This is a genomic window from Streptomyces sp. NPDC090499 (assembly GCF_044769305.1).
Classification (GTDB): Bacteria; Actinomycetota; Actinomycetes; order Streptomycetales; family Streptomycetaceae; genus Streptomyces.
Genome location: NZ_JBIVXP010000008.1, coordinates 404,543 through 427,804, shown reverse-complemented (window position 1 = coordinate 427,804; position 23,262 = coordinate 404,543). Strand labels below are relative to the sequence as shown.

Genomic DNA, 23,262 nt, shown 5'->3' with positions numbered 1-23,262 from the left:
GTTCGCAGAGGCCCGCCGGCCGGCCGGGGCGGGGTCGAACGAACGCGAGAGGGCCCCCGGACGGATCCGGTGGGCCCTCTCGTGTCGTGCGGTGTGGCGTGGTGCCGGTCAGTGCGGAGCGGGCACCGTGCGCGCGGCGGCCGGGGCCTTCGCGGGCTTCGGATTGAGGACGCGCTCGGCCAACTCGCCGAACAGCAGGCCGAATCCGACCCACATCACCACCTGGATGGCGAGCGCCGAGAGCCGGAACCGCCACAGCAGGGTGGCCGGGAAGTCCGCGGGCACCTCGTTGATGACCGGCAGGAACTGGTAGGCGAGCCCGATGACGACGGCGAACGCGGCCACCGCGAGGACGGCCGACCACCAGGTGCCCAGCCGCGGCTGGAGCCGCTTGCCGAGGATGGTGGCGGCGACCGCGAGGAGCACGCTGAGCAGCATCATCAGGAAGTACAGCGTGGTCCGCTTGCCGATGGTGTCCGGGTCGCCCACCGACGGCGGGTTGGCCGGGTACTTCAGGAACGGCACCACGTACACGGCGACCAGGGCGCAGCCGGACAGCAGCAGCGCCGTGGCCCGCGGCGAGAACCGGCCGACGCGGCCGAGGGCGAAGCAGTAGGCGAGCGCGGCGATGCCGCCGAAGGCGACCCCGTAGACGAGGACCCCGGTGGCGAGGCCGGCGGTGGACTGCAGGGAGCGGGAGACGACCTCCATCTCGTGCTCGTGCGAGTGGGCGTCCTCGAAGCCGATCGCCTTGTCGACGTTCGGCTCACCGAGTACGTAGGCGACGACGAGGGCGAGCAGGCCGGCGGCCAGGCCGGCGAGCATGCCCCGCACCAGGAGGTTGCGGACCGTTGCGGAGTTCATGGGTGGTACGGCGCCCCTCGCGTCAGTGGCAGGGGAAGCCGAGCAGGTGGCGGGCGTCGTGCACCCACTCGTGGACGTCCGTGCCGCTGAACACGGAGGTGGCACCTTGTTCGGCGCCGACGAAGTAGAGCAGGATCAGCATCAGGATGCCGAAGAAGACCGCCCAGGGAGCTATCGCGGACAGCGGCAGCTTGGCGGGAACGGCGGGGGTGTTGGCTGTCGGCGGAGCGACGGTCTGCGCCATGGCAGGACCTCCTCTGGGAGTTCGCGTCCCAACTCGGTGGTGCACAGGACGACGGCCACGGGTCTGACTCACGAGCAGCTGTGGGGCTCTCGCATACAGTGGCGCGACCGTTCCGGATTCCCACCGGGTTCCGTCTCGCCGTCGTCGATATCGGACAGACCGTACCGCGTGTCAGGAGCACGGCCAAGACCGCACCATCAGGCGTGATCTTCGTCTCGCGCCTGATGGGCGGCCGTTCGAGCGGGTCAGCCGGGTGCGGCGAGGCCCAGTTCGCGCTCGCCGAGCGGGGCGAAGAAGCGCTCGACGTCGGCGTCGGTGACGTCGGCGAGGGTGGCCGGGGACCAGTGCGGGGTGCGGTCCTTGTCGACGACCTGGGCGCGGATGCCCTCCACCAGGTCATGGGTCGTCAGGGTCGCGCAGGACACGCGGTACTCCTGGTCCAGGACCCTTTCCAGAGAGCCGAGTTCGCGGGCCCGGCGCAGCGCCGCCAGCGTGACCTTCAGGGCGGTGGGCGACCTGGTGAGCAGGGTGTCCGCCGCTTCCTTCGCCGCCGGGTCGCCGTGCGCGTGCAGCCGCTGGACGATCTCCTCGACGGTGCCGGCCGCGTAGCAGGCGTCGATCCACGCCCGGTGTCCGGCCAACTCCCCGTCGGGAGCCTGCCGTACCCGCCGGGCGAGTGCCTCGGGCACGGGCAGGGTGGCAAGGTCGGCGACGAACGCGGGGATCGAGCCGGACGGCATGCAGTGGTCGGCGAGTCCGCAGAGCACGGCGTCGGCGGCACCGATCGCGGCGCCCGTCAGGGCGAGGTGGGTGCCGAGTTCGCCGGGGGCGCGGCCGAGCAGGTACGTGCCGCCGACGTCGGGCACGAATCCGATCCCGGTCTCCGGCATGGCGATCCGCGACCGCTCGGTGGCGATCCGGACGCTGCCGTGTGCCGAGACGCCGACCCCGCCGCCCATCACGATGCCGTCCATGAGCGCGACGTACGGCTTGGGGTACCGGGCGATGCGGGCGTTGAGCCGGTACTCGTCCCGCCAGAACGCGGCCGCGGCCGAGCCGTCGCCGTCCCGGGCGTCGTCGTGGACGGCGCGGATGTCCCCGCCCGCGCACAGGCCGCGCTCCCCCGCGCCGGTGATGACGACGGTCCGGACGGCCGGGTCCTGCTCCCACTCCGTGAGCGCCTCGTCGATGCGGCGCACCATGGCGTGGGACAGGGCGTTGATGGCCTTCGGCCGGTTGAGCGTGAGGTGCGCGGCCCGTCCGTCGACGTGCAGCAGGACGTGTTCGTCGGCGCCGGTCATCCGGACACCTCCGCCGGGCCGCCGGTCACGATGAGGCGCATGTTCTCGTCGGTTCCTTCCGGGATCGGGTGGACGCGTGGGTCGGGGACGATCTTCTCCCGGCCGTCGTGTCCGCGGCACACCGACCCGTCGAAGGGCGCCCCGGGCCTCGGTCGCGCCGGCCGGCGGCCGCCGGCCGAGATCGGCGGCCGCGCTCAGGTCCGGCAGCTGCGCGGCATCGGCCACCGCCGGGTCCACCACCCCGGCCACAGCTGGGCGAGACCGAAGGCCGCCTCCACCACGAGGAAGGGCCACAGCAGGCGCGGCGCGCCGTGGCCCAGCGCGTACGCCTGCCAGGCGGTGAACAGGCTCCGGGCGGCTCCGTCGAACAACCCGTGCAGCGGCTGCGGCCCGACGATCCGCAGAACTGCCCAGACCACCACGACCGAGCCCATCAGGTTCGCGTAGAGGGTCTGCATGGGGTCCAACGCGGGCAGGACGCCCAGTCCGAACGCCCCACCCGCCGACGACAGGGCGTCATGGACCAGGGCATAGGTCCAGGGTGTGGCGAATCCCGCGGTGACGACGAGGTCGTACCAGGCGCTCGCGCGTACGACCCGGAGGTAGGCGCGGTGTGCGGGGGCGGCGGACGGACGGCTCACGGCGAGGCTCCTGCTGATCGAGTGGCAGCGGCGGCCTCACGCTGGACAGTGGAGTACGGTCCAAGGTCAAGTGCGAGTGGGGGGAAGGTCGTGCGTATCGGGGAGCTGGCCGCGCGGACGGGCATGAGCAGGGACACCATTCGCTTCTACGAGCGGATCGGCCTCGTCACGGGTCGCCGACTGGCCAACGGTTACCGGGACTTCCCGCCGGAGACGGTCGCCTGGCTGGACTACGTGCGCACCGCGCAGACCCTCGGCTTCTCGCTGGCCGAGATCGGCCGACACATCGCGGAACTGAGCGAGGCGCCGGACACGGCAGGGGCGTTGTCGACGCTGTTCGAGGAGAAGATCGCGGTGGTCGACGCACGCATCGCCGAACTGACGGCCCTGCGCGGAGAGCTGGCCGGACGCGTCGGCACCGGATGCCCGTTGCGGGTCGACGCCGAGGGCGGCTGAGCGCGGCCCGACGGGCTGCTCGGCCGGTCAGAAGGCCGCCCGCGGCCACGGCCCGCAGGCGTACCCCCGGTCCGAACTCGCGGGCGGCGAACCGGGGCCGGGCCGCTCCCCCGCCAGGTGCTCCGCCCGGCGCGTCCAGGATGGTCTCCGTATGGGCGACACCGACCGTGCCGCCGCGTCCGGTGCGGCGCCGCCGGACCCACCGCGACCCGGACCAGGGGGCCGTGTCCCCTGCCCAGCGCGAGCGGTACGGGGACACGTCGACGCACCCGCGACGGAGCGGCGGTACGGGCCGTCAGTCGTCGGGGATGCCGCCTCCGCCGAGCGCGGGGACGGTCTTCTCCGGGTGGAGCAGGGAGCGGGTGCCGAGGCGGAACTGGTCGAGCTTGTCGACGATGGTCCGGGCGACCGGGGTGTGGCCCCAGATGCTGATGCCCTGGTGGGTGCTGGGTTCCCAGGTGGACTCGTCGATGACGATCGGCTTCCAGCCGACCTCCCATTCGAAGCCCGAGGGGGTGCGGGCGTAGTAGGAGAGTTCCTTGTCGTTGGTGTGCTGCCCGACGGACAGGGCCATGTCGAAGCCGAGTTCGTGGACGCGTTGGTAGCTGCGCGCCAGGTCGTCCAGGGAGGCGGCCTGGATGTTGAGGTGCTGGACGCGGGTGCGGACGGGGTCGATGGGCAGGCCGCGGACGGCGGCGACGGCGATGGAGTGGTGGCGTTCGTTGACCCGCAGGAACCGGATCCTGAGTCTGACACCGCTGATGGTCTCGTCGATGCAGTCGGTGAGGCGGGCGTCGAAGACGGTGTTGAAGTAGCCGCGTGTCAGGGCGGGTTTGACCGAGGTGATGGCGACGTGGCCCATCCCGGAGTCGCCGGTGACCCAGCCGGACGCGAGCATGCGCAGCGGCTCCGCAGTGGTGAGCGGGGTGGTGCAGATCTCCTGGGTGATGCCCTTGGGGCCGGGGAAGCGGAGGAGTCGTTCGACGCCCCGCTGCTTCGCCTCCTCGGCGGTGCCCTGGGTCACGGGGACGCCGTGGGCGCGCACCCGGGCCTCGATCTGTTCGAAGGTGGTGTGGTCGTCGAGGTGCCAGCCGACCGCGACCACGTCCTCGGCGGGCCCCCGCCGCAGGAGGAACCGGCACTCGTGGTCGTCGAGGCGGAACCGCATCAGACCGGTGTCGAGGTCGTCGTGGTGCATGCCGATGGCGTCGCTGCCGAACCGGCGCCAGTCGGCGAACCGGTTCGTCTCGATGACGATGCAGCCGAGGTGGACGGAGCCGAAGACGTCGTGCCGCGGGTTCATCGCCGGCCTGCCAGGAAGTCCGCGCACAGGCTGTTGAACAGTTCGGCTCGCTCCCACTGCACCCAGTGCCCGGTGTTCGCCACCAGGTACAGGTCGCAGTTGGGCAGCCGGCCGGCCAGCATCCGGCCCCCGGAGGGCCGGTTGACCCTGTCCGCGGCACCCCACAGCACCAGGGTCGGCACGGGCAGCCGCGCCAGGCGCCGGTCGCGGGTGAAGTCCGTCTTCCACACGGTGCGCAGGGACTTCGGACGGGTCAGCGGTGGGTTCGCGACGACCTCGGGGTCGATGCTGTCCCGGTAGCGGGAGTCGATGACCGAGTCGGGCACCTCGGCCGCGTTGAAGACGAGGTGGGTGCGGATGAACTTCTCCAGCTTGGGCCGGGAAGGGCCGTCCCCCGCGTAGTAGTCGAGGAGGCTGTTGAGGCCGGGGGTGGGCAGGGCGCGGGTGGTGCCGATGCCGCCGGGGCCCATCAGGACCATGCGGTCGACCCGGTCGGGGGTGTCCAGGGCGAGGCGCAGCGCGCAGGCGCCGCCGTAGGAGTTGCCGACCAGGTGGGCCTTGTCCAGGCCGAGTCGGTCCAGCACGCCCCGGATGCCGTCTGCCAGACAGCCGAACGGGTCGCTTCCGTCGACGCCCTTGGTGCTGCGGCCGTAGCCGGGCAGGTCGGGGACGACGACCCGGTACTCCTTGGCCAGTTCGGCGATGTTGCGGCTGTAGTTGGAGACTCCCGAGGCGCCGGGGCCGCCGCCGTGCAGCAGCAGGACGGCCGGGCCGTCACCGGTCTCCGCGACGAAGATCTTCCTGCCGGCGACATCGAGCAGGGACTCGTGCATCGACGGCGGCGCGGTCTGTGTGGTCATGGGGCGGTCCTCACTGGGCGGAGACGGCGGCGGGTCGTGACGCGGGGGCGAACCCGGCCGGTGGTGGCGGGAACCGGGTGCCGGCAGGTGCGGCGGCGTAGACGTAGGCGTCGGGGCGCAGGGCGAGCGTGGCCGCGCCGCGCCCGGCCAGCCAGGGCAGCAGCACGCCGTCGCTGTCGACGACCGCGCCCTCGGCCGGACGCGAGCCCGCGGGCAGGACGGCCAGCGAGGGCACCCCCTCCCAGGCGGGCTGCGGGCGGGGCGGGCCGAGGTGCAGCAGCAGCCAGCGGCCGCCGAGCACGTCGTCCAGCCGGACCCGTGCGCCGTCGGGGCCGGTCACCCAGGGCTGCGGGATCTGGTGCCCGGATGCCCTGGTACGGGGGCGGGCCTGGAATCCGTTCGGGTAGGAGGCGACCGGTATCCAGTTGGCGTCGACCAGCCGGGAGGTGAGTCCGGGCACCGGGCGGATCGCGCGCAGCAGGCCGTTGCGGACGCGGGCCAGGGGGAGCCTGCGTTCGGTGATGAGCCGGCCGACGAGCACCGCCCGCCGGGTCACCTCCTTCACGTGCGGCTTGCGCTCGGCCTCGTAGGAGTCGAGCAGGCCCGCCGGCAGTTCGCCCCGCAGCACGGCGGCCAGCTTCCAGCACAGGTTGGCCGCGTCCCGGACCCCCGCCGCCATGCCCTGCCCGATCCACGGCGGCATCGCGTGCGCGGCGTCCCCGGCGAGGAAGACCCTGCCCACCCGGAACCGGGCGGCGAAGCGGACGTGATGGCTGTACACGGTGGCCCGGAGGATCCTGATCTGGTCCCGGCCGATCCCGTACCGCGACACCATCGCGTAGATCGCGTCGTCGCTGGTCAGCTGTTGCTCGTCGTCACCGGGCAGGATCGGGAACTCCCAGCGGTGGTGGCCGAGCGGCGTCGGGCAGTCCACCGCCGGGCGCGCCGGGTCGCAGCGGAACCGCAGCCGGTCGTGGTCCGGCCACGGCTCCAGCATCTCCGTGTCGATCACCACCCAGCGGTCCTCGTACGTCCGCCCCTCGTACCCCACGTTCAGCTGGGCCCGGACGAGGCTGGAGCCGCCGTCCGCGGCGATCACGTACCGTGCCCGCAGCCGTCGTACCGAGTCGTCGGCACCGATCACCGTCAGCTCGACGCCCGCCGCGTCCTGCCGCAGCCGCAGGCACTCGTGGCGCAGCAGCACCGCCACGTTCGGGTACCGGTCGACGCCCTGGCGCAGGACCTGTTCCAGCGCGGGCTGGTAGATGAACATCTGCGGCGGGTGCCCGTGGCCGCGCGGGGCCGGGCGGGCGCTGAGGAAGGTGCGGCCCCGCGCGTCGACGAAGTCCAGCGGCCGCTCGGCGAGCATGTCCGGCTTCAGCCGCTCGGCCAGGCCGATGCGCTGCCAGATCCGGATGACCTCCTCGTCCGTGGAGATGGCCCGCGCCCGGGAGAAGACGTCGGCCTCCCGCTCCAAGACCACGACCCTGAGGCCCGTCCCGCCCAGCAGGTTGGCCGCGGTCACCCCCGTGGGCCCGTAGCCGATCACCGCCACGTCGTAGGCGTCGTCGTCGGCTCCGTTCACGGCTCTCGTCTCACTGCTCACCCGGACACCCCATGTCGCTCCTGTCGCGGCTCTTTGCTGTAGCGTTTGCTCCAATTGGAATGCTCACTACGGTAAGCAGGCCGTCGAAGGGCGGTCAAGTGCCGTCACGACGGGAAAGGCACTCCCATGAACAGCGCATCTCGCCGCATCGACGTCCACCAGCACCTGATCCCGCCCTTCTACCGGGACGCCCTCGCCGGGCACGGGATCGCGGAGGCGGGCGGTCGCGCGCTGCCCGCCTGGAGCCCCGAGGCGGCGCTGGAGCAGATGGACCTGCTCGGCACCGAGACGGCGATCCTGTCCGTCTCCACGCCGGGCACCGGATTCCTCACCGACTCCGGCGAGGCCGGCGCCATGGCCCGGCGGCTCAACGACTTCTCCGCCGAGCTCGCCGCGGGACACCCCGCCCGCTTCGGGTGGTTCGCCACCGTGCCGCTGCCGGACGCCGCCGCTGCGGCCCGGGAGGCCGAACGGTCGCTGGCCGGGCTCGGCGCCGACGGCGTCACCCTGCTGGCCAACACCGCGGGCGACTATCTCGGGGCCGACGGCCAGGACTCCCTGTGGCGGGTCCTGGACGAGCACGGCGCGGTCGCGTTCGTGCACCCGGCGGAGCTGCCCGGACCCGCCGTGGCGGGGATCCCGCCGTTCGCCGCCGACTTCCTCCTCGACACCACGCGCGCGGCCTATCTCCTGGTGCGGGGCGGTGTCGTGCGCCGGTACCCGCACATCCGGTTCGTCCTCAGCCACGCGGGCGGTTTCGTGCCGTACGCCTCGCACCGCATGGCCGTCGCCCTCGCGGCCGACACCGGGCGCAGCCCGCTGGACGTCCTGGAGGACCTCCGCGGCTTCTACTTCGACACCGCGCTCTCCTCCAGCCCGGCGGCGCTGCCCACGCTGCTCGCCTTCGCCCGGCCGGGCCACGTCCTGTTCGGCAGCGACTGGCCGTTCGCGCCGGCCGCGGCGGGCCAGTACTTCGCCACCGGACTGGACAGCGGCGTCGACCCGGGCGTGCTCGCGGCCGTGAACCGCGGCAACGCCGAGGCGCTCTTCCCCCGCCTGGCGGGCGCCCCCGCCCCGCCATCCGCCGCGCGCCCGTTCCCGGCACGGCTGCGGCGGTCCGTGCGGCGCGCCGGGGCACGCGCGTTCTTCCGGCTGGTCCAGCCCGGCACCGACTGAGGGGTTCCGCCGGAGGTCCGGTGAACCGGCAGGGAACTCTTGGTCATGGGTTTCCCTGGACGGCCGTTCGAGTACGAAGGGCTGCCTAACATGAGGCGATCACGAACGGTACGAAACCCCAGGAGCTCGGGATGGTGTTGTCCGGCCTCAACTGGAGGTCGTTGCGTCCCTGGACGGTCGTCGGTGTCGCCGTCGTGTGCCTGGTGGCCGGAGTACTGGCGTTCACGCGCGACTCACGCCCCGCGCACGCCGACCCGACCGCACTGCCGCACACCACCGTGGAGGTGTCCGCCAGCCGCTGCGGCCGGGGGTGGAGCGCGCCGGTGTCCGGTGTCCAGGTCTTCGACCTGCACAATCCGACCGACGGGGCCGCCGAGGTCCTGCTGGAGGACCCGAAGAGCCAGGCCGTGTACGGCGAGGTCGAGGACATCGGGCCCGGTACCACCCGGGAGCTGACCGTCCGGCTCGGCAAGGGCGCGTACGCGTTCAAGTGCGTGCCCGACGACGCCGACGCCGTCACCGGGCCGACCGTCCGGATCGCCAGGGGCAGCAGCGGCCCGGCCGCGGCCCCGGTCACCGAGCACGACCTGATCCCCCCGGCGCTCGCCTACCAGAAGTGGATCGGCAGCGGCCTGTCCGACGTCGTCCGGCTGACGACCGCCCTGCGGGCCGCGGTCGACCGGGGCGATCTGGCCGCCGCCCGCACCGCCTGGCTCCCGGCGCACCTGGAGTACGAGCGGCTGGGCGCGGCGTACGACGCCTTCGGCGACGCCGACGGCGCGATCAACGGCACGGACGCGGGACTGCCCGGCGGGGTGCACGACAAGGACTTCACCGGCTTCCACCGGATCGAGTACGGCCTGTGGCACGGCGAGTCCGCGGCCGGCCTGCGCGGCCCGGCCGCGGACCTGGTGAAGGCGGTCACCGCGCTGCGCGACGACTGGGCGCAGACCCGGATGGACCCCGCCCAGCTGGGACTGCGGGCGCACGAGATCCTGGAGAACACCGTGCAGTTCGAGCTGACCGGCCGTACCGACTACGGCAGCGGCAGCAACCTCGCCACCGCCCGTGCCAACCTGGACGGCACCATGCAGGTCATGTCCCGGCTGCACCCGCTGCTCGTCACCCGGTACGCGGATCTGGCGGCTCTGGAGAGCGAGTTGAAGCGGGCCGGGACGGTGCTCGACGGCTTCGGGCACGGCGGCGCCTGGACGCCGCTGGCGAAGCTCGGTCACCGGCAGCGCGAGGACGTGGACGCGGTCCTCGACGACCTGGTGGAGCGGCTGGCGTCGGTGGCGACCCTGTGCGATCCGCGGAGGACGGTATGAGCGCGAACGAGACGGCCGGCAAGGGCAGCGTGGGCCGCCGCGGGTTCCTGCGCGGCGCTGCCCTCGCGGGGGCCGGGCTGGCCGCCGGCGGCGCGGCCGCCCCCGGCACCGACACCACCGACACCACCGCCGCCGCCGGCACGATCGCGCCCTTCCACGGCGCCCGCCAGCAGTCGGCGATCGCCGCGCCCCGCCGGACGACCGTGTTCACCTCCTTCGACGTCACCGCCGGAAGCCGCGCCGAGCTGACCGAGCTGCTGCACACGCTCACCGACCGCGCCCGCTTCCTGACCTCGGGCGGCACCCCGGACCCGGCCGGCGTCACCGCCCCGCCCGCCGACTCGGGCGTCCTCGGTGAGCAACTCCCCTCCGGTGCGCTGGCGGTGACCGTCGGCCTCGGCGGCTCGCTCTTCGACGACCGGTACGGGCTCGGGAAACTGAGACCGCGCCGGCTGACGACGATGCCCGCGTTCCCGGACGACGACCTGCGGCCCGAGTGGTGCCACGGCGACCTCAGTTTGCAGTTGCACGCGGACGACACCGACACCGTGCTGCACGCACTGCGCGACATCGCCCGGCACACCCGGGGCGGCATGCAGGTCCGCTGGCGGCTGGACGGCTTCACCAGCCCGCCCCGCCCGTCCGGCACCCCGCGCAACCTGCTGGGCTTCAAGGACGGCACCGCCAACCCGGAGACCACCAGCGCCCGGGAGATGGACCGGCTGGTGTGGGTCGGCAAGGACTCCGGCGAACCGGAGTGGGCGGTCGGCGGCAGCTACCAGGTCGTTCGGCTGATCCGGATGCTGGTGGAGTTCTGGGACCGGGTCTCGCTCAGCGAGCAGGAGCGGATGTTCGGCCGGTCGCGCGAGTCCGGGGCGCCCCTGGACGGCAACGCCGAGCACGACACGCCCGATTACGCCGACGACCCCAAGGGTGACGTCATCCCGCTGGACGCGCACATCCGGCTGGCCAACCCGCGCACCACGGCCACCGCCGACCAGCGGATCCTGCGCCGCGCCTACAACTACGACCGGGGCATGGACAGCAACGGCAACCTCGACATGGGGCTGCTGTTCTGCTGCTACCAGCAGGACCTGGCCCGGCAGTTCGAGACCGTGCAGAAGCGGCTGGCCGGGGAGCCGCTGGTCGACTACATATCGCCGTTCGGCGGCGGCTACTTCTTCGCGCTGCCCGGGGTGCGGGACCGGAACGACTGGTACGGACGCACGCTGCTCGCCTGAGCTTGTTCGAACAACTTCGCGGCAATTCCGTAGCCCGCACGGTCAATACACGGTCAAGGTTTGCCCCAGCATCCCTGACCCGGTGTTCATTCACCCGCCATCATGGCTCCGCCGGAGCGCCGGGAAGCGGGCGAAGCATCCCTGCCTGTACGACGCAGTGACGTTCATGCCCGGAGGGGAACCAGCATGGCCAGCACAGGAAGACGAACGGCGATGAGGAGCCTCGGCGCTCTCGCGGGGGCCGCCGCACTCACGGTCCTCGGAGGCACCGCGCCCAGCTGGGCCGCCGTACCCGCCGGACACGGCGGCGGGTCGTCGACCGCGACGCCGATCAAGCACGTGGTCGTGCTGTTCGACGAGAACATCTCCTTCGACCACTACTTCGCGACCTACCCGAAGGCCGCGAACACCGACGGCACGAAGTTCACGGCGTCGAAGAACACCCCGAAGGACGTCGACACCGTCGCGCACGCCGGGCTGCTGACGAAGAACCCGAACCAGTACGCGCCCAAGCGGCTCTCCTCGTCGCAGGCGATGACCTGCGACCAGAACCACTCCTACGGGCCCGAGCAGCTGGCCTACGACGGCGGCAAGGCCGACCAGTTCGTGCAGAACACCGAGGTCGACAAGTGCTCCGGCGGCCTGTTCGGCGAGCCGGGCCTGGTCATGGACTACTACGACGGCAACACCGTCACCGGTCTGTGGAACTACGCCCAGCAGTACGCCCTCAACGACCGCTCCTACAGCTCGGTCTACGGCCCGTCCACGCCCGGCGCGCTCAACCTGGTCTCGGGTCAGACGCACGGCGCGATCTCGGTGGACTCGGTCACCGGCAAGCAGACGTCGACGCCCGACTCGTACGCCATCGCCTCCCCGGACGCGAAGGGTGTCGGCACGGTCATCAACGACCCCGACCCGGCCTACGACGACTGCTCCGACAAGGACCACACCAGCACCAGCGCGCTCGCGTCGCTGCAGGGCAAGAACATCGGTGACCTGCTCAACTCCAAGAAGGTGACCTGGGGCTGGTTCCAGGGCGGCTTCCGCCCGTCGACGGCCTACAACGGCACGTCCGGCTCCTACGCCAAGTGCGACACCACGCACACCAACGTCGGCGGCGCCTCCGTGGTCGACTACAGCCCGCACCACAACCCGTTCTCGTACTACAAGTCGACGTCCAACCCGCACCACGTGGCGCCGAAGAACGTGAACGAGATCGGTCACAACGGCCGGGCGAACCACAACTACGACCTGACCGACTTCACCGCAGCCGCCAAGGCGGGCAGGCTCCCGGCCGTCAGCTTCCTCAAGGCCGGTGAGTACCAGGACGGCCACGCCGGGTACTCCGACCCGACCGACGAGCAGCACTTCCTCGTCAACGAGATCAACACCATCCAGAGCTCGCCGCAGTGGAAGTCCACCGCGATCGTCATCGCCTACGACGACTCCGACGGCTGGTACGACCACGCCTACGCCAAGCCGCGCAACGGCTCCAAGGACTCCACGGTCGGCTCCAACGGCAAGGCCCTGGACAGCGCCGCCTGCCAGTCCGGCCCGGCCGCGTCCGGTGGCTACGCCGACCGCTGCGGACCCGGCACCCGGCAGCCGCTGCTGGTCGTCTCGCCGTACAGCAAGGTGAACAAGGTCGACCACACGCAGACCGACCAGTCCTCCATCACCCGCTTCATCGAGGACAACTGGCACACCGGCCGCGTCGGCGACCACTCCTTCGACGCCACCGCGGGCTCGCTGACCGGCATGTTCGACTTCCGGCACCCGAACAACAAGCAGGTGCTGCTGAACTCGGACGGTTCCGTCAAGCACATCGGCCCGATCCGCCACGTCTCCGCGGTGAGCACCCGCATCACCCCGGGTCCGGCGATGGTGAACACGGCCGCGACGACCGACTCCGGCCCGTTCCCGGCCCTGCCGGTCACCCTCGGTGCGGCCGCCCTGGTGGCCGCCGGCGCCACGGGCACGTACCTGACGCTCCGCCGCAGGCAGCGCACCGCCGCCTGACACCACCCCCGCCCCGACCCGCTCGGCACGGTCCTCCTCCCCGGACCGTGCCGAGCGGCGTTTCCGGCACCGGAAGACCGGCCGGAAATACTCACCCTTTCGGGTGGAACGGGGCATTCCTGGAACGTCGGCCGTGGCTCGGGAGTCATGTGGAGTGCGGGGAAAAGAACCGCGCGACACGAGAGAGCCACAGAACACGGGGGTGTTCGACCTTGACCGACATCATCGACAGGATCACCGGGAGCGGCCCGGCCGAAGCGGCGCCGACGCCGGAGGAACTGACGCCGTACGTCACACCGTTGCCGGTCCCGCCGATCCTGCGGCCCGGCACCGGCGACGACCTGCGCGAGACGGAGATCGCGCTGCGTCCGGCCTGGGTCCGGCTGCACCCGCAGCTCCCGCCGACCCTGATGTGGGGGTACGACGGGCAGGTGCCGGGACCGACCATCGAGGTCCGCCGCGGACAGCGCGTCCGCATCGCCTGGACCAACCGGATCCCCGGGGGCAGCGAGTACCCGGTCACTTCCGTACAGGTGCCGCTGCGCACGGACGGCCGTCCGCAGCCGAACACGGAGCCCGGCCGCGAGGGCGCCGAACCGGACAAGGACGTCGCCGCCCTGCCCGCCTGGACGGTCACCCACCTGCACGGAGCCCGGACCGGCGGGGGCAACGACGGCTGGGCGGACAACGCCGTCGGCTCCGGCGACGCCCAGCTCTCGGAGTACCCGAACGACCACCAGGCGGTGCAGTGGTGGTACCACGACCACGCCATGAACATCACCCGGTGGAACGTGCACACCGGCCTGTACGGCACCTACCTGGTCCGTGACGACGAGGAGGACGCCCTCGGGCTGCCGAGCGGAGAGCGGGAGATCCCGCTGCTGCTCGCGGACCGGAACCTGGACACCGACGAGGACGGCCGGCTCAACGGCCGGCTGCTGCACAAGACGGTGATCGTCCAGCAGCAGAACCCGGAGACCGGCAGGCCGGTCACCACCCCGTTCACCGGGCCGTACACCACGGTCAACGGCCGCATCTGGCCGTACGCCGAGGTGGCCGACGGCTGGTACCGCTTCCGGCTCGTCAACGCGTCCAACGCGCGCATCTACGACCTCGTCCTCGTCGACGAGGACGGCAGCCCCGTCCCGGGGGTGCTGCACCAGATCGGCAGCGACGGCGGGCTGCTCCCCCGCCCGGTCCCGGTCGACTTCGAGGGCGCGCTGCCGACGCTCACCGTGGCCCCCGCGGAGCGCTTCGACCTGCTCGCCGACTTCCGGGGCCTGGAGGGCAAGAGGCTGCGCCTGGTCAACAAGGGCCGCAACCAGCCGCCCGGCGTGCCCGACCCGGCCGGTGACGTGCGCTACCCCGCCGTCCTGGAGTTCCGGGTCGGCTGCGGCGGTGCGGCGGACGGCTTCGAGCTCCCCGAGGTGCTCTCCGGCTCCTTCCGGCGCCTCACGCACGACGTCCCGCACGGCCACCGCCTGATCGTGCTCACCCCGCCGGCCACCAAGGGCGCCGGCGGCCATCCGGAGATCTGGGAGATGACCGAGGTCACCGACCCGGGCCCGGTGCAGGTTCCGGCCGAGGGCGTCATCCAGCTGACCGGGGCGGACGGCACGACGAAGACCTACCGGCGCACCTCCCGGACCTTCAACGACGCGCTGGGCTTCACCATCGCCGAGGGCTCCTACGAGCAGTGGAGCTTCCTCAACCTGGCACCGATCGTGCACCCGATGCACATCCACCTGGCCGACTTCCAGCTGCTGGCCCGCGACCCCTACGACGTCTCGGGCTTCGACCCGGCGGTGGGCGGCACCACCAAGCCGATCGCGTTCGACCCCGCGACACAGCTTCCGCTCGCGCCGAACGAGCGCGGCCACAAGGACGTCTTCCGGGTCCCGGGCGGTCAGGTGCTGCGCGTGATGGGGCGGTTCGACGGTGCCTACGGCCGGTTCATGTACCACTGCCATCTCCTCGAACACGAGGACATGGGCATGATGCGGCCCTTCGTGGTCATGCCCGAGGAGGCGATGAAGTTCGACCACGGCGCGGCCCACGGCGGCCACGGCGAGGGTCACACGGGCTGACCCGGCGCCGCGGCTCGCGCCGGTACCCTACGCTCCGGACACCGGCGCGGGTCCCCGCGGCTCCGGCCGGTGCCGGTGCGTGCCCGATGGCGGGGCCCGATGGCGGTGCATGCCCGAGGCGGGGGCCTGGTGGCGGGGGGCGTCGGGCCTGGTGGCCGCGGACGGCCTGGGAGGGGTGCCGAGTCGGAGCGGTCACGGCAGCGGGCCTGATCCGGTCGGCTGCGACCGCCGGATCCGACCCGGTACGGAAGGAGGCGGCCTCCCGCGCAGGCCGGGGCAGGCCCGAGGGCCTGGGTCCGCCGGAGGCGACGGTGCGTGCGGTTGTCGTCCGACCTGCGGCACGGGATGCTGAGGGAGCACGGAGGGAAGCGGTGCCCATGGATCGTTTTCCGAACGCGGCCGACGTCGATTTCCACAGTCCTCTGGACCTCACCAAGGCCGCGGCCGCGGTGCTGGACGCCGAAGGCCGCGTCTCGGGCTGGGGCCCCTCGGCCCAGCGCCTCCTCGGGCATCCGGCGGAGGACGTGCTCGGCCGGCCGGCGGCCCTGCTGCTGGCGACGGATCCGGGGCCACGCCCCTCCTCGCTCTGCACGGCGCACCGGCCGCGCAGCACGGTCCTGGACCTGGCCTGCCGCGACGGGCGTACCCTGCGTGCGGCCGTGGCCTTCAGCCCGCTCGCGTCCCGGGGCACGGCCGCGACCGTGGTGGTCGCGGCGGAGCTGGCGGAGCTGCGCGGCTGGGAGGCGCAGCTGGCCATGTTGCAGGGGCTGGCCACCGAGTCCTCCGTGGGTCTGACGATCTTCGACACCGAGATGCGGGTCGTCTGGGGGAACGTCTCCACCGACCAGGAGCTCGCGGGGGTCGCCCAGTACGTCGGCCGTCCGGCCGCGGCCCTCTTTCCGGAGGGCGAGTTCATCTCCCGCCACCATCCTCCGGACGAGGACCAGATCATGGAGCACGTGCTCACGACGGGCGAACCGATCATGGGCATGCACTACCGGGGACGGGCCCCCGCCGACCCGGTGCGCGAGCACGTCTGGTCCTGCTCGTACCACCGGCTGGTGGACGCCCGGGGCGAGCCGCTGGGGCTGTTCGAGGAGTCCCTGGACATCACCGACCGCTACCGCGCCCAGGAACGGCTGTCGCTGCTCGTACGGGCGGGCAAGCGCATCGGCGCCTCGCTGGACGTGCGCCGGACGGCCGCGGAGCTCGCGGACGTGGCGGTGCCGCAGCTGGCGGACGAGGTGCTGGTGGACCTCCCGCCGGCGGTCATCGAGGGCCGGCAGCCGCCGACGGGTTCGGCGCCGGGCCACAGCCTGCTGCGGATGCACGGCCGCACCCCGGAGGAGTTCCGGACCAGCCCCGTCTCCTATCCGCCGTCGTCGCCGCAGGCACTGAGCCTGGCCACCAGCCGCCCCGTCGTGGACGCCGCCCCGCCCGGACCACCGGACGAGCCGGCTCCGGCCGGCCTGCGCTCCAGCCTCTTCGTCCCGCTGCTGGCCCGGGACGCCGTCCTCGGCCTCGCCACCTTCCGGCGCAGCCACAACCCGGACCCCTTCGGGCCCGAGGAGCAGACGCTCGCCGTGGAGCTGACCGAGCGGGCCGCCGTCGGCATCGACAACGCCCGCCGCTACACGAGCCAGCACGCGGCGGCCCTGGTACTGCAGCGGAGCCTGCTGCCGCAACGGCTGCCCGAGCAGAGCGCGGTCGACGTGGCGTACCGCTATCTGCCTGCGGACAGCCGGGTGGGCGTGGGCGGCGACTGGTTCGACCTGATCCCGCTCTCCGGCGCCCGGGTGGGGCTGACCGTCGGCGACGTGGTCGGCCACGGCGTGCACGCGGCCGCGACCATGGGCAGGCTGCGCGCCACCGTACGGACCCTGGCCCTGCTGGACCTCGACCCGGCGGAGCTGCTGACGCGCCTCGACGGTCTGGTCGCGCAGGACTCCGAGCCGCACGCGGACGACGGGCTGGGCGACGAGGCGCTCGGGGTGACCTGTCTGTACGCGATCTACGACCCGGTGAGCGGCCGCTGTGTCTGGGCGAGCGCCGGGCATCCGCCGCCGATCGTGGCCGACGCGACCGGCTCGGTGGCGCTGTCCGCGCTGGCGCCGGGACCGCCCCTGGGGCTGGGCAGCCTGCCCTACGAGAACGTCGAGCTGAGCCTGTCCAACGGCAGCGTGGTGGCGTTCTTCACCGACGGGGTGGTGGAGGACCGGCGCACCGACATCGACAGCGGTATCGACCGTCTCGCCCATGTGCTCACCTGGCAGCGGTGTCCGCTGGAGGAGCTGTGCGACCGGGCGCTGTCGACGCTGCCGCCGGGACCGCAGGCGGACGACGCCACCCTGCTGCTGGTCCGCACCCGGCGGCTGGGGGCCGGCCGGGTGGCGGACCTGGAGCTGCCGCCCGACCCGGCGATGGTGGCGCGGGCGCGCACGGACACCGAGCGCCAGCTGGAGACCTGGGGCCTGTCCGACCTGGCGTTCACCGCGGAGCTGGTGGTGAGCGAGCTGGTCACCAACAGCATCCGGTACGCCACCGGGCCCGTGATGCTGAGGCTCATCAGGGACCGCAGCCTGCTGTGCGAGGTCTCCGACAACGCGCACACCGCACCGCACCTGCGGCGGGCCCGCCGGGACGACGAGGGCGGCCGCGGCCTGTTCCTGGTCGCCCAGATGTCGCAGCGCTGGGGCACGCGCTACACCGGGTCCGGGAAGACCATCTGGGCCGAACTGGCCATCCCCTGACGGCATCGGGACCGATCGTGCATGGATCCGCGCAGGGATCGCGCATGGATCGCGCAGGGATCGCGCAGGGATCCGATCAGAGCCCGTGGCCGCGTGCCGTGCGCGGCACGCGGCCCGGCGGGGCCGTGCTCAGGTCTGCGCGTCCCCGGGCAGCTCCTCTCCGGCGGCCGCCTGCGCGGTGTCCGACGGCTCGCGGAACAGGAACCGGACCGGGATCGGCAGCAGCCACCAGTACTTGGCGAGGCCGGGCGAGACGAACGCCAGCGGAACCGACGTGGCGAAGACCAGGGTGTGCAGGACGCTGCGGCGGACCGTTCGCTTCAGCTGCTGCGGTACCGCGTCCGCGGTGGCGAGCGCGGGGACGGCCAGCAGCCGCAGGTACATGGCGCACAGGAGGGCGAGGGCCAGGGCGATGGCTCCCGCGTAGATGGCCGTCGCCGTGGTCGTCTCGCCGTACTCGCTGAGCAGCTTGGTCGGGAAGGGCAGCGCGGCGACGACCGCGAGGAGCACGAAGTAGAGGTAGAGCAGTGAGCGGTCGAGGGTGGCGACCAGTTGGAGCAGGGCGTGCTGGGACAGCCAGAGCACACCGATCACGGCGAAGCTCAGCAGATACGCGCCGACGGCCGGCAGCGCCTCCCGGACGGCGTGGGCGACTTCGGAGTCGTGCAGGCCCTCGGGGACGCTGATGTCCAGGGCGAGCAGGGTGATGGCGATGGCGAACACGGCGTCGCCGAGCATCGACAGACGTTCGGGGGTTACGACGGTCTCGCGGTGGCGGAGGCCAGGGGGACGGTGGTCGGTCATAGCGGCGGCACCAGGCGGTAGTTCGGCGGACGGACGGATGCCGGAAGATCTACCACATGGCGGTGTCCGTCCGACGCCACTCCAACCCCTTTGCCTTCACGGGGACTTCACCGGGTGCGGGACGGTCACGGCCGTCCCGCACCCGGGGTGTGCCGGCCGGTCCCGTCAGCCGTCGATGCGGTGCGTGGTCCAGAACGACGTCAGGTCGGTGCTGGTCGCGGCCTGGGCCGCCGCCTTGAACTCGGCGGTGGTCGAGACCCCGTACCAGTGCGAACTGGCGTAGCTCTTGAGGAGGTTGGTCATGGCGGTGTCACCGATGAGGCGGCGCAGGTCGTGCAGGGCGCACTTGCCGTAGCCGTAGACGACGGTGGAGTAGCGGGAGGAGTGGGCGTCCCAGTACGCCATCGAGTTGGTGATCTTCTCGGCCGACGACGCCCAGGACACGCTGTTCCAGCAGTTGGTGCCGGACAGGCCCTGTGCCAGGTCGGTGGCGTAGTCGGTGAACGCCTCGTCCAGCCAGGGGCTGTTGTACTCGTCGTCGCCGACGATCCCGTACCACCACTGGTGGCCGATCTCGTGGGTGAGCGCGGTGGTGCTGACGAGGTCGAGGACGAAGCCGGGGTACTCCATGCCGCCGAACCAGAAGTTGTTGTCGATGACGGCGTCCAACTCGCCGTAGGGGTAGGCCCCGAAGCGGCCGGCGTGGGCGTCGACCGCGGACTTGGCGGTGGTGAGCATGGACTGGGCGCTGGAGGAGCTGATGCCCGACACCGAGTAGATGTTGATCGGTACCCCGCCCGGGGAGGTGCCGGAGATCTTGCTGAACGGCCCGGCCGCCCAGGCGAAGTCACGGACCTTGGAAGCGGTCGCGGTGGTGACGGTACGGCCGCTGGTGCCGGGGGTGTCGACGGAGGTGCCGGTCGCCGGGACCAGGAGGCTGCTGGGGTGGTCCAGGGTCACCTTGAAGTCGGCGGCGAGGGAGTAGAAGGACTCGCCGTTGTTGGTGTACGGGTCCAGGTGCCAGCCGGAGCCGTCGCGGACCGCGAGGACGGGCAGCGCGTTGCCGATCATGCTGAAGGCGCCGTCGTAGCCGAAGCGGTCGGCGCCGCTGGGGACGGTGATGCCCAGGTCGAAGCCGATCGTGGTGCTCTGACCCTGCGCCAGCGGTGTCGGCAGGGCGACCTCCAGCGCCGTGCAGGCGACCGAGAGCGCGCCCGCGGTCCCGCCGGTGACGTTGCTGACGGTGATCGGCGGGGCCGAGCAGGTGCCGTGGTAGTTGTCCCACAGCCGCAGGTAGACCTCGCTCAGCGCGGTCGCGGAGGCGTTGGTGAAGGTCACGCTCTCGTGGCCGGTCCAGCCGGTGCCCGCGGTGTTGCTGGTCAGGCTGACGGTGTACGAGGGCGCGGCCGGGGTGCGGGTGGTGTCGCCCGGGGTGGTGGCGGCCGAGGTGTCAAGAGCGACGTCGTCGACGACGAAGCTGCTCTGGAGGCTGGAGTCCTCGGTGCCGGTGAAGGCGACGGTCACGGTCTGGCCGGCGAACGCGGACACGTCGAAGGACTTCTTCACGTACCCGGTGTTCTTGTCCAGGTTGGAATAGGTCGCCAGCGTGGTGCTGCCGATCTTCGCCGTGAGCTTGTCGTACGCCGTGGACGAGGTCGTCTCGGCGGTGTCGACGTGCAGCCAGAAGGTGAGCGTCGCGGCGCATCCGGAGGGGATGCTGACGCTCTGCGAGAGCGTGTCGGTGTGCGTGCCGCCGGTGCCGTCCAGCCAGGCGAAGCTCGTGCCGCCGTGGGCGGACTGGCCGGAGCGGTTGGTGATCACGCTGGTCGAGGACTGGGTCCAGGGTGACGTGCCGCTCTCGAAGCCGCCGTTGGTGACGACCTGGGCGGGGGTGCAGGCCGCCTGGTCGGCGGCCGACGCCGTGCTGCCGGGGAGCAGGGCCGCGGCGAGTGCCGCGATGGCCAGCGCGCTGGTGGCGAAGGCCTTGTGGGGGGTCGATCTCACACGAAACTCCTTTGCGGAGGCCGGGATCATGGCCTGCTGAGTGGCCGCCGGTCCGGCTGGGGTGCGCCGGTGGCGGCCTCACGCGTTGCGAAGTGGTGCGAGTCGGAAGCCTGACAGATTTGACCAGGCCATGTCACTAAGGGGTTACCCTCGCGTCAGAAGTGGTCCGCGCAGCACGGGGTGGGGTTGGGGACCTCGAAGGGAGCCAGCAGCCCGCCCGCGGCCGGGACCAGGACCAGGGTGAGGACGCCGTCGCGCCACTCCGGACGTACGTGGTCCTGCGTCATGACCTCGGCGGTGGGCGGGAGTTCGGCATCCGGTGCGCCGAGCACGACCAGGCGCTCGACGGCGGTGCGGTCGAGCAGGTCCGCGACGGTGACGGTGCCGGTCAGGTGTGCCACGCCCGGGTAGGCCACGGCCCGGCCGGCGGCGGGGGGCGCGGCGGCGGCCTGCCGGGCGGTCGCCACCGCGTCGTCGGGACCGTGGGTGCGGTCGGCCAGGGCGAGGCCGGTACCCTCCGGGAGCGCCTTGGGAAGTTCCCGCCACACGTCGTCCACGTCCGCCTGCGGGACGGTCAGCGAGACCGCCGTACCCCGTCGCTCGTCGGTGCGGAACAGGTGGGTGCAGGCGAACACGTCGTCCGTGAGCGCCAGTTGGTCCAGCAGCCGGTGGATCAGGTGGTCGGCCTCGCGCAGGGTCGCCGTACCGGCGTCCACCCCGATGACGGAGTGGACGCCGGACGCGTGGTGCGGGGAGGTCATGCGGGCAGGACCCACATCGGGTTGGAGTAGAACCACAGGTCCTTCCACGGGTCGGCGTCGCCGAGGACGTCGATGGCCGGGCCGGCCGGGTCCACGGCGGCACCGTGGAAGCCGACCGCGGAGCGGTTGCCGTCGGTACCGCGCAGCCGGACGTAGACCGGCTTGTCGAGGCGGCCGAGGGAGTACGACAGCTTGACCGTGCCGGTCGCCTTGTTGACCTCGAAGGACTTCACGACCTTCGTGGACGGCGTGGCGAAGGTGTCCTTGTCGCTCACCTGGCCGGTGACGTCGCCCTGGATGACGTCGACGCGGGCCAGCGACGGCATGAACTGCGCCCAGTTGGGGCCGTTGGCGAGGCTGATCTCGATGACCAGGTCGACCCTGCTGCCCTTGCGGACGTGCAGCACGTCGCCGAGGGTCACCTCCTGCGAGCCGGAGCGCAGCCGGGCGTCGAGGCCGCTGATCAGGCCGCCGTGGTCCACCCAGACCCGCCCGGCACGGATGCCGTCCATGACCGACTTGTAGGAGAAGGACGAGGCGCCGACGTGGGTCCGGGAGTACTGGCCGGGCCAGAAGTCGGTGTCGGTGAGGCTGATGCCGGTGCCGTAGACCGGGTCGTCGTAACGGCCGTTGGTGTTGAAGTCGCTGTTCGGGCCGCGCACCGCGGTGTCGGCGTACACGTTGTGGGAGTCGGAGTTGGCGGTGATCCACCAGGGCTTGCCCTCGGCGAGCAGGCTGTCCCACAGGCCGCCGACGGTGGCGGTCATCCAGTCGAAGCCGCCCCAGGTGCGGTAGCTCTCCAGCGGGTAGCCGGTGAAGGAGTCGGCGCTCGGGCTGTTGTCGTAGATGCCGCGGGCCGAGCCGGGGCCGTTCGGCTTGGGCAGGCCGCCCGCCTGGTGACCGGGGGCGCCCTCGAAGCCGACCGCGATCGACGGCTGGGCGTCGCGCCAGGCACGGATCTCGTGCGGGGAGTCGATGCCCTTGCGCGCCGGGTGGTTGGCGAGGAACAGCGCGTCCCTGACCTTGCGGCGCTGCACCTGCTCGGCGAGGAAGTTCAGGCCGGAGATGGCCAGCGCCTCGTTGGCCGGGGAGCTGCCGGAGGCGCCCTTCACCGAGCCGTCGAAGGAGTTCTCGAACTCCTTCAGTACGGCGACCTCGTTCTTGCCGGGGTGGACGAAGACCGTGCCGTGCTCGGCGGCCGGGATGTTCCACTCCAGGCCCTGGAAGACCAGGGTGTCCTCGATCTGGTCGCGGGCCGCGACGATGTCGGGGTTGACCTTCTCGACACCGATCTTGGCGTGCGCCTCGCTGCCGTGGTCGGTGATGACCATCCAGTCCAGGCCGTGCGCGTTGGCCTGCCGGACGTGGTCGATGACCCGGTACTTGGCGTCGGAGCTGTACTGGGTGTGGATGTGGTGGTCGCCGGCCAGCCACAGGTAGCCGCCGGAACGGCCGTTCTGGGAGTGGGCGGAGGAGACCGAGGCGGCGGCCTGGCCCGCGCCGGCGAGGACGCTGCCCGCCGCGAGGCCGGCGCCGAGCAGGCCGGTGCGGCGCAGCATCGAGCGGCGGGAGAGCTGACCGGGCGTCAGCTCCGCGTCGGGGACGGACAGATCGAGGGCGGGCGGCAGCGACGAGGCGGCGTCGCCTTCCCCGTGGTGATGGTGGTGGTGACCGTGACCGTGGTCGTGACTGTGACCGTGGCTCATGTTCGGAACTCCCGCGGGCGACCGGTACGGGGGATGGCTCAGGACGTGCAGAGTCTGCGAAGGTCGCGTGAACAACGGGAGTCGAGGTCATGGTGGAGTAAAGAACGACTC

At 72.1% G+C, this 23,262-nt stretch carries 18 protein-coding genes and 1 riboswitch; of the genes, 7 read left to right on the top strand and 11 right to left on the bottom strand.

Annotated features, from left to right (window positions below):
• Positions 1-108: 108 nt before the first annotated feature.
• The 4 genes from ACIQVL_RS29485 to ACIQVL_RS29470 all read right to left on the bottom strand — a co-directional run bounded on the left by ACIQVL_RS29485 (position 109) and on the right by ACIQVL_RS29470 (position 3,050).
• The gene (locus ACIQVL_RS29485) at positions 109-864 is read right to left on the bottom strand and encodes a CbtA family protein (protein WP_403425763.1); all 756 of its coding nucleotides are present in this window, start codon (positions 862-864) and stop codon (positions 109-111) included.
• 22 nt (positions 865-886) lie between these two features.
• Positions 887-1,108, bottom strand: coding sequence for a CbtB-domain containing protein (locus ACIQVL_RS29480; protein WP_293990680.1), 222 nt, complete (start codon positions 1,106-1,108; stop codon positions 887-889).
• Positions 1,109-1,144: 36 nt separating this feature from the next.
• Positions 1,145-1,286, bottom strand: a riboswitch (cobalamin riboswitch).
• A gap of 67 nt (positions 1,287-1,353) precedes the next feature.
• Positions 1,354-2,409 carry an enoyl-CoA hydratase/isomerase family protein gene (locus tag ACIQVL_RS29475; RefSeq protein ID WP_403425765.1) on the bottom strand — a complete coding sequence of 352 codons (1,056 nt, stop codon included), beginning with the start codon at positions 2,407-2,409 and terminating at the stop codon, positions 1,354-1,356.
• Between the two features lie 194 nt (positions 2,410-2,603).
• Positions 2,604-3,050, bottom strand: coding sequence for a hypothetical protein (locus tag ACIQVL_RS29470; RefSeq protein ID WP_403425767.1), 447 nt, complete (start codon positions 3,048-3,050; stop codon positions 2,604-2,606).
• A gap of 90 nt (positions 3,051-3,140) precedes the next feature.
• Here ACIQVL_RS29470 and ACIQVL_RS29465 point away from each other — a divergent pair, with 90 nt between their 5' ends.
• Complete coding sequence (locus ACIQVL_RS29465) at positions 3,141-3,506, top strand: MerR family transcriptional regulator (RefSeq protein WP_403476812.1); 366 nt, start codon at positions 3,141-3,143, stop codon at positions 3,504-3,506.
• Positions 3,507-3,801: 295 nt separating this feature from the next.
• On the opposite strand, the gene ACIQVL_RS29460 is transcribed toward ACIQVL_RS29465, so the two are convergent.
• From ACIQVL_RS29460 to ACIQVL_RS29450, 3 genes are read right to left on the bottom strand one after another with little or no spacing between them, the layout of a single operon-like run.
• A complete protein-coding gene (locus tag ACIQVL_RS29460) occupies positions 3,802-4,809 on the bottom strand; it encodes a VOC family protein (protein ID WP_403476811.1) in 1,008 nt (335 codons plus the stop codon).
• Positions 4,806-5,669 (bottom strand): alpha/beta fold hydrolase, encoded by an 864-nt coding sequence (locus tag ACIQVL_RS29455; RefSeq protein ID WP_403425772.1) that lies wholly within the window; start codon positions 5,667-5,669, stop codon positions 4,806-4,808. Before ACIQVL_RS29455 ends, ACIQVL_RS29460 begins: the two co-directional genes overlap by 4 nt.
• 10 nt (positions 5,670-5,679) lie before the next feature.
• On the bottom strand, positions 5,680-7,254 hold the full coding sequence (locus ACIQVL_RS29450) for a bifunctional 3-(3-hydroxy-phenyl)propionate/3-hydroxycinnamic acid hydroxylase (RefSeq protein WP_403476810.1): 1,575 nt from the start codon (positions 7,252-7,254) through the stop codon (positions 5,680-5,682).
• 147 nt (positions 7,255-7,401) lie between these two features.
• Between ACIQVL_RS29450 and ACIQVL_RS29445 the strand changes: the two genes are divergently transcribed.
• The 6 genes from ACIQVL_RS29445 (at position 7,402) to ACIQVL_RS29420 (ending at position 17,876) form a co-directional block, all read left to right on the top strand.
• Positions 7,402-8,451 carry an amidohydrolase family protein gene (locus ACIQVL_RS29445; protein WP_403425777.1) on the top strand — a complete coding sequence of 350 codons (1,050 nt, stop codon included), beginning with the start codon at positions 7,402-7,404 and terminating at the stop codon, positions 8,449-8,451.
• Between the two features lie 131 nt (positions 8,452-8,582).
• A complete protein-coding gene (locus ACIQVL_RS29440; protein ID WP_403476809.1) occupies positions 8,583-9,779 on the top strand; it encodes an EfeM/EfeO family lipoprotein in 1,197 nt (398 codons plus the stop codon).
• Positions 9,776-11,020 (top strand): iron uptake transporter deferrochelatase/peroxidase subunit, encoded by a 1,245-nt coding sequence (efeB, locus tag ACIQVL_RS29435; protein WP_403476808.1) that lies wholly within the window; start codon positions 9,776-9,778, stop codon positions 11,018-11,020. The genes ACIQVL_RS29440 and efeB overlap by 4 nt, the downstream gene beginning before the upstream one ends.
• 213 nt (positions 11,021-11,233) lie before the next feature.
• Positions 11,234-13,039, top strand: coding sequence for a phospholipase C (locus ACIQVL_RS29430; protein WP_403425783.1), 1,806 nt, complete (start codon positions 11,234-11,236; stop codon positions 13,037-13,039).
• A gap of 212 nt (positions 13,040-13,251) precedes the next feature.
• Positions 13,252-15,126 carry an O-aminophenol oxidase PhsA gene (gene phsA, locus ACIQVL_RS29425; protein ID WP_403476807.1) on the top strand — a complete coding sequence of 625 codons (1,875 nt, stop codon included), beginning with the start codon at positions 13,252-13,254 and terminating at the stop codon, positions 15,124-15,126.
• Positions 15,127-15,503: 377 nt separating this feature from the next.
• Entirely contained in the window at positions 15,504-17,876 is a 2,373-nt protein-coding gene (locus ACIQVL_RS29420; protein ID WP_403425786.1) for a SpoIIE family protein phosphatase, read from the top strand.
• 129 nt (positions 17,877-18,005) lie between these two features.
• Here the strand turns inward: ACIQVL_RS29420 and ACIQVL_RS29415 are convergent, their stop codons facing one another.
• From ACIQVL_RS29415 to ACIQVL_RS29400, 4 genes are all read right to left on the bottom strand, one after another.
• On the bottom strand, positions 18,006-18,680 hold the full coding sequence (locus ACIQVL_RS29415) for a TMEM175 family protein (RefSeq protein WP_403476806.1): 675 nt from the start codon (positions 18,678-18,680) through the stop codon (positions 18,006-18,008).
• A gap of 165 nt (positions 18,681-18,845) precedes the next feature.
• Positions 18,846-20,684, bottom strand: a complete 1,839-nt coding sequence (locus ACIQVL_RS29410) for a M1 family aminopeptidase (protein ID WP_403476805.1) — start codon at positions 20,682-20,684, stop codon at positions 18,846-18,848.
• Between the two features lie 155 nt (positions 20,685-20,839).
• Entirely contained in the window at positions 20,840-21,445 is a 606-nt protein-coding gene (locus ACIQVL_RS29405; protein WP_403476804.1) for a hypothetical protein, read from the bottom strand.
• Positions 21,442-23,151, bottom strand: coding sequence for a PHP domain-containing protein (locus ACIQVL_RS29400; RefSeq protein WP_403425794.1), 1,710 nt, complete (start codon positions 23,149-23,151; stop codon positions 21,442-21,444). Before ACIQVL_RS29400 ends, ACIQVL_RS29405 begins: the two co-directional genes overlap by 4 nt.
• Positions 23,152-23,262 lie beyond the last annotated feature (111 nt).